General features: G+C 65.6%; 4 protein-coding genes and 1 pseudogene. 2 read left to right on the top strand and 3 right to left on the bottom strand.

Features of this window, described 5'->3' with window-relative positions; all coding sequences use genetic code 11:
• Positions 1–123: 123 nt before the first annotated feature.
• From ACIQ3Q_RS14810 to ACIQ3Q_RS14800, 3 genes and pseudogenes are all read right to left on the bottom strand, one after another.
• Positions 124–678, bottom strand: a pseudogene (locus ACIQ3Q_RS14810) (AAA family ATPase); the annotation flags it as partial.
• Positions 675–2,291, bottom strand: a complete 1,617-nt coding sequence (locus tag ACIQ3Q_RS14805) for a DUF5691 domain-containing protein (RefSeq protein ID WP_396269907.1) — start codon at positions 2,289–2,291, stop codon at positions 675–677. The gene ACIQ3Q_RS14805 and the pseudogene ACIQ3Q_RS14810, both read right to left, overlap by 4 nt.
• Positions 2,288–3,634, bottom strand: a complete 1,347-nt coding sequence (locus ACIQ3Q_RS14800; protein WP_396269905.1) for an SWIM zinc finger family protein — start codon at positions 3,632–3,634, stop codon at positions 2,288–2,290. The genes ACIQ3Q_RS14805 and ACIQ3Q_RS14800 overlap by 4 nt, the downstream gene beginning before the upstream one ends.
• A 203-nt stretch (positions 3,635–3,837) precedes the next feature.
• On the opposite strand from ACIQ3Q_RS14800, the gene ACIQ3Q_RS14795 reads away from it, so the two are divergent.
• Both ACIQ3Q_RS14795 and ACIQ3Q_RS14790 read left to right on the top strand, forming a co-directional pair.
• Positions 3,838–4,302: a (2Fe-2S)-binding protein gene (locus ACIQ3Q_RS14795; RefSeq protein WP_396269903.1), complete on the top strand. Its 465-nt coding sequence runs from the start codon at positions 3,838–3,840 to the stop codon at positions 4,300–4,302.
• Between the two features lie 5 nt (positions 4,303–4,307).
• Positions 4,308–6,461 (top strand): molybdopterin cofactor-binding domain-containing protein, encoded by a 2,154-nt coding sequence (locus tag ACIQ3Q_RS14790; protein WP_396269902.1) that lies wholly within the window; start codon positions 4,308–4,310, stop codon positions 6,459–6,461.
• Positions 6,462–6,567 lie beyond the last annotated feature (106 nt).

Here is a 6,567-nt window from a genome sequence, read left to right as displayed (position 1 = left end):
ACAACCATCGAATTCCTCAACGCGCCCTCAACCACCAGACCCCCATCGAGGCCCTGAAAAAATGGCACGCCTCACACCCCAAGCTCTTCACAAAACGTGTGAATGATCTCCCGGGGCTTGACAGCTACCCAGCTCGGGGATGGGCAAGGTCTTTTCAGACAACACGGTGATGAGTGTGTCTTGCACATCCGCAGGGATGCGCGTCAATTCTTCGACCCGACAGATCTGGCCCCGCCGCATGGCCTGCATCATGGGGCTGGGCACCAGGGCGGCTTCGGACGGCCCGTGGGCCAAGAGTTGCGCATAGTTCCAGCCATAGCGCAGCTGCTCTTCGCTGGTGCCAGCGGTGCCTTGCACCAGCAGGGTGGAGTCGCCGCTCACCGCGGCCGTGAGGTGTTCAGACACCCACGACTTGGCCGTGCCCGGCACGCCAAACAGCAAGAGTGCGCGGTCTGTGGCTAAGGTGGCCACGGCGATCTCCATCAAGCGGCGCTCGCCGATGTATTTGGGGCTGACGGTGAAGCCGTTGTCCAGCTTGCCGCCCAGCAAGTAAGTGACCACGGCCCAAGGTGACAGCTGCCAGTTGGGTGGGCGCTGGCGCTGGTCGGCCTTCTTGAGCTCATGCAGCTCTTCGGCGTATTGGTGTTCGGCGTGTTGGCGAAGAAAGTTGGCGCTCATGGTGTTGGCAAAGGCAGTTGAGTCAAGGCTTGGCGCAGGTTCTGCAAGCGCATCAGTTGGGCTTGCAGTTCAATGAAAGCGGGTGTCGGGTCATCGGGCGTGCTGAGCTGGGCCAGCAGCGGTAAAGCGCTGAGGTCTAAGTGGGCACAAAGGAGGGGCATCCACTGGCGGGCTGGGTAGGCCCAGCCGGATTGCGTTTGGTTGAGCTCGCTGCGAACTTTGGTCACAGCAGCCCGCGCCAGGGCTTGCGAGAGTTCGGGCGGCAGTCGATCAGCGGGGCTGCAACTGGCCACGATGTTCTGCGCTATCGCCCAAACGGCCGCCGGTTCTTGACGCAGCTGTTGTGCCCACAGCTGCACTCGGCGGCTGGGGCTGAGCAGGCCGCGCAATGCATCGGCGTCCAGGCCTGTAGCGCCCTGCGCCTCCGCGCCCAGCAGGGCCCAGGCCCATGCTTCTTGCGCGTCGGCCGGGGCCACGGCCAGCGCATCACGCCAGCCACGCAGCAGGGCTTCGCGCCAATCGGTTTTGGCGGACCACTCCACCAAGGCCTCGGGGTTCAGGCCGGTGTGCTCGCTCCACCACTCCAAGGGCAGGCCGCGCACCACTTGATACAGCCACCATGCCCGCTCCCCCAGGCTGTCATGCTTGGGCCGCACAGGCTCTATGCCATGGGCCTTCCACTCGGGGTCTTCCTGGGCCGGGGTCTCCAAGACCCACCGCTTGCCCAGGCCCAGAAAGGCACTCTGGCTCTGCAGCAGTGGCGTAGCCTGCGCCACCATGTAGTGGCGGTGGGCGCTGTTCGGCAGGCGCAGCAGCAGCGCGGCCGCCCAGCGGCGCACATCGGCGGCGCGGTCTTTGAGCAAGGCTTGCAACAGGGCTTCGTCTTCACCGCTCAAGCCCAGCGCTAGGCAAGGCAACAAGTCGGCACGCTCTTTCGCGGCCAACTCGGGCAAGCTGGATTGCAGACGTGCCCGTGCGGCACTCGGGTCCCGCTCGCGCTCTAGGCGCAAAAAGGCCTGGCGAGCGGCGGTGTTGCCATGCAGCCAGTCTTCTTCGCTCGGGTCAGCTGGGGCACTCAGTGCATCGCGCCAGTGGGCTGATTGCAGGGCCAGCCAGCGGCCACGCTGTCCGACGGTGGCGCTGGTGATCTCTCGCAATGCGGGCTGCTGGCGTGCCAGTGTCAAGGCTTGAGGCAGCAAGCGTGCCGGCAGGCGCCAGCCCCGCAGATGCAGTGTCTGCAAAGTTTCATACTGCAGCGCTGCAGGCCCTTGCGACAAGACCTGAGACAGCCGCTCCGGCCAAGGCCCCTGCAACAGTGCCGCTTGGTCGTCGTCCAGGGAAGGGGGGGCTGCAATCGCTGGCGCAGCAGGGGCTTGGTGCGCGGCACGCTCCACAGCGCTGAGGCAGCCGGCCGTGCGCAGCAGCACCTGGGCCGCGGTGTCGGGGCTCAAGGGTTGCCGCAGGGCGAGTGTCAACGCATCCCAGGCTTCGTGGGCGGGATGCTCTGTGGGGCCAGCATCACTCAGCCTCAACTGGCACAGCGCCGTCTCCAGCCCGCTGTGTTTGTCGGTGCCCACCAGCGCGACGGGCATCAAAGAGCGCCATCGGGTCATGACAAGGCTCCTACGGGCCATTGCCAATCCCCTTCGGAATTCAAGGCCCGCAATGGCCGCAGAAGCTGGCCGTTCCATTCACCAAACAGGCGCAAGCCATGGCCGCCGCACAGGGCCAACAAGACCCAGGCCTCCTCGTCTGGAATGTGCAGTGGCCAATGGCCCTGCGGGCTGTGGACAGACCAATGGCCCTCAGGGTCCGGCCCACGCCTCAGCACAGCACTGCTCAGCACCACCGGCGCCAATGCCTGCCAGGGCTGTGCCAAACCGGGCGCTGTGGCCGGGGGCCAGGCCTTGCTCTCGCCCGCCGGTGGGCGCTCCGCTGCCCAAGCGCGCAAGGGCTGTGTACTGGGTGCAAACTGAAGACTGCATTCGTGGCTGGTGCCGGTGAGCCAAGCCTGGTCAAAACCTTGCTGCGCATGGGCAAAGTCCAGCACCAAGGCCATGCGGCCAGTGTGCTCGCCCCACAACCAAACTCGGCGCTCTTGCAAGCGGCGGTCTTTCTCTTGGGTGATTTGTGCCAGCACCGTCCAGCGGTCGGCCACAGCCTCACCATCCTGGGCAATCTCTTCGCGATCCAAGGGCCAACCCAGCGCTACCCGCAAGTCGGCGAGCTGAGCAGGGCTCAAGTGCTGGCGCTGGCGCACCGCATCAATGCGCAGTTGCAAGCGGCCTAGCTGTGCCAACAATCGATCGGGCCAGTCGGCCCCGTCGCCGATGGTGTCCGCTGCGTCGATCAAGGCCTGGCCCGCCCCGGGCGCTTGTGCATCCACCATGCGGGCCGCAAAGGCGCGCCAAGCTGCGGCATGGCTGGGCTGCACGGTGGCCAAGCCTTGCCGTAACAGGTCGGCCAACCAGCGCTCTAGTTCGGTCATCCCAGCCTCTACGCGCGCCCAGCGCTTTTCTTGGCGCTGAGTGCTGCTGGCCTCGGCGCTGGCAGAGGACGCCGGCGACGTAGCGGCGAGGGCTTGCTGCTCTTCTTTGGCGGCCCTTTTATCGGCCTGCTTTTCAGCCTTGTCTTGGCGGCTGGCGAGCCAGGCTTGCACCCAGGCTGGGGCCTCGGTGTGGCTGAATCGCTCGGGGGCGTCGCAGCGCATCAAGAGCAAGGCCAGGCCATGCTTGCAGGGGAATTTTCGGCTGGGGCAGGAGCAGCGAAACGCCGGGCCTGATAAGTCCACCTGGGTCTGGTAGGGCTTGCTGCCGCTGCCTTGGCACTCGCCCCATGCGGCCAGGTCGTCGTGGCCCAACAGCGGCCACTTGGCGGGGCTCATCAGCCCGCGTGCTGCCTTCACCGACGACTCATCGGGGGCCAAGGCGAGGACCGCGTCGGTGCTCAAAGCCATGACTCATGCTCCTGCAAGCCGGGCGGTGATGACGGGTGATGGCCGCAGTCATGCGGCAACAGGGCGCAATCAGGCACCAGGCGACTCCTCAAATCTCTCTTTATTGGGTGAAGAGTGTAGGCCAGGCAAATAGCCTAGGGTCTGACAGGCATCGCGGATTGAGGCAACATGCGCCGCACATCACGAACCCTGTGGAGCACACCATGAAACTTACCGTCAACGGCAAAGCCGTGACCCTGGATGCCGACCCTGAGATGCCGCTGCTGTGGGCCTTGCGAGAGGACTTGCAACTGACGGGCACCAAGTTTGGCTGTGGCATGGCCTTGTGCGGGGCCTGCACGGTGCATCTGGACGGCCAGCCCGTGCGGGCTTGTCAGACGCCGCTGTCGGCGGCGGCGGGCAAGCGTGTCACCACCATTGAAGGGGTAGGCAACAGCAAGGTGGGCAAGGCCGTGCAGGCCGCCTGGGTGGCGCAGGATGTGCCGCAGTGCGGTTACTGCCAGTCGGGCCAGATCATGAGTGCCTGCGCGCTGCTGGCACGACGCCCCAAGCCGACGGACGCCGACATCACTCAAGCCATGAGTGGCAACCTCTGCCGCTGCGGCACCTACAACCGCATTCGCGACGCCGTTAAAGGCGCATCGGTGATCTTGACGGCAGGAGCTTGAGCACCATGAACAAGACACTCACGGATGACACCCTGGCCACCACCCGCCGTGGCTTTCTGGCGGGTTCTGGCGCCACGGCCCTGACCCTCAGCTTCACCCTGCCCAGCACCAGCCGCGCGGCCACGGCCAACGCTGCCAGTGACTTTGTGCCCAACGCCTGGCTGCGCATCACGGCGGATGGCGAGGTGACCATTCTGTGTGGCTCGGCCGAAATGGGCCAAGGCGTGCTGACCGCCATCCCGATGATGATTGCCGAGGAGTTGGACGCTGACTGGCGCCGGGTTCGGGTGGAGCAAGCGCCGGTGGACAAGGCCTATAACAACCCGGCGTTTCAGATGCAAGCCACCGGCGGCTCTACCACCGTGCGCGGCCACTGGGAGGTGGTGCGCAAGGCCGGTGCGGCGGCGCGCGCCATGTTGGTGGCGGCAGCCGCCGAGCAATGGAAGACCACGCCCGACAAATGCCGCACCCAAGTGGGCCGCGTGCACCACGCCGACGGTCGAAGCCTGCGTTATGGCGAGCTGGTGGCCCTGGCGGCCAAGCAAACACCGCCGGCCAACCCACCGCTGAAGGCGGCCAAAGACTTCAAGCTGATCGGCCAGCCGCTGTTGCGCTTGGACACCCCAGGCAAGACGGATGGCAGCACCAAGTTCGGCATTGATGTGAACCTGCCCGGCATGCTGGTGGCGGTGATGCTGCGCTCGCCCTTGCCCGGTGTGAAGCCCGGCACCGTGGACGACGCGGCCGCCAAGGCCGTCAAGGGCGTGAAGCAGGTCATCAGCCTGCCTTCAGGTGTGGCCGTGCTGGCCAGCGGCTATTGGGCCGCCAAGAAGGGCCGGGATGCCCTGAAAGTGAGCTGGGACTGGGGCGATAAAGCCGGCCTCTCCAGCGCCAAGATCAGCCAGCAATTGCGCGAGGCCGCTGCGACACCCGGTGCGGTGGCTAAGACCGAGGGCGATGCCGCTGCGCAGCAGCCGCCCAAGCGTGTGGACGCTGTCTACGAAGCCCCGTACTTGGCCCATGCCTGCATGGAGCCCATGAACTGCACCGCCTGGGTCAAGGGCGAGGAGGTGGAGATCTGGGCGGGCACGCAAAGCCAGGGGCCGCTGCAAGGCATCCTCTCGCAAGTGGCCTCCGTACAGCCGGGCAAGGTCAAGGTCCACACCATGATGTTGGGCGGGGGCTTTGGCCGCCGCTTTGCACCCGACTTCGTGATCGACGCGACCCTGCTCTCCAAGATCGCAGCGGCCCCCGTCAAACTGATCTACACCCGCGAAGACGATATGGCGGCGGGCTACTTCCGCCCGGCGGCGGTCACCCGTTTCAGCGGTGGTGTGGATGCGGCGGGCAAGCCCGTGCTGTTCACCGCCAGCGTGGCCTCGCCGTCCATCATGGCGGCCTCGGGCTTCATGAAGATCCCCGAGAGTGGTGTGGATAGCTTTGCGGTGGAAGGCATTGCCGACCACCCCTACGACATCCCGCACCAGCGCATCAGCTATGCCCGTGCCGAGCCTGGGCCGCAAGTCTGGTTCTGGCGTTCGGTGGGCCATTCGCAGAACAGCTTTTTCATGGAAGGCTTTATCGACGAGTTGGCCCATGCCGCAGGCAAAGACCCGTTCGAGTTCCGCCGTGGTTTGCTGGGCAAGAGCCCGCGCCACCTGAAGGTGCTAGAGCTGGCCGCGCAAAAGGCCGGCTGGGGCAAGCCGCTGCCGGCGGGCCGCCACCGTGGCATTGCGGTGGTGTCCAGCTTTGGCTCGGTGGTGGCTGAAGTGGCCGAGGTCTCGGTGGCCAAAGACGGCACGCCCACCGTGCACCGCGTGGTGGCGGCGGTGGACTGCGGGCAGGTGGTCAACCCGGAGATCATCCACCGCCAAATCGAAGGCAGCGTGGTGTTCGGCTTGACGGCTGCGCTCTATGGCCAGATCACCTACAAAGACGGTCAGGTCGAGCAGGGCAACTTCCACAACTATCCCTTGATGCGTTTCAATGAAATGCCTAGGGTGGAAGTGCACATCGTGCCCAGCACCGACGCCCCTGGCGGCATTGGCGAGCCCGGCACGCCGCCCATCGCCCCGGCCGTGGCCAACGCCATTTTTGCGGCCACGGGCAAGCGCTTGCGTAGCTTGCCCTTCGATACAGTGGCGCTCAAAACGGCCTAAGGCCAAAGGACTGCCCTTGCTTCACGCGGGAGCGTCAAGCAAGGGCAGGCTCCCCCCACGCCGTGTGGGGACTACGGATGACGCGAAGCTGACAAATTCATACATT

Source organism: Ideonella sp. (assembly GCF_044358605.1).
Classification (GTDB): domain Bacteria; phylum Pseudomonadota; class Gammaproteobacteria; order Burkholderiales; family Burkholderiaceae_C; genus Ideonella.
This window is presented reverse-complemented; position numbering and strand designations above follow the sequence as displayed.

What these genes read in the sequence shown, in the direction of transcription:
- ACIQ3Q_RS14805 (WP_396269907.1), bottom strand. Translation starts at nt 2,291, where the DNA reads ATGACCCGATGGCGCTCTTTGATGCCCGTCGCGCTGGTGGGCACCGAC.
- ACIQ3Q_RS14800 (WP_396269905.1), bottom strand. Translation starts at nt 3,634, where the DNA reads ATGGCTTTGAGCACCGACGCGGTCCTCGCCTTGGCCCCCGATGAGTCG.
- ACIQ3Q_RS14795 (WP_396269903.1), top strand. Translation starts at nt 3,838, where the DNA reads ATGAAACTTACCGTCAACGGCAAAGCCGTGACCCTGGATGCCGACCCT.
- ACIQ3Q_RS14790 (WP_396269902.1), top strand. Translation starts at nt 4,308, where the DNA reads ATGAACAAGACACTCACGGATGACACCCTGGCCACCACCCGCCGTGGC.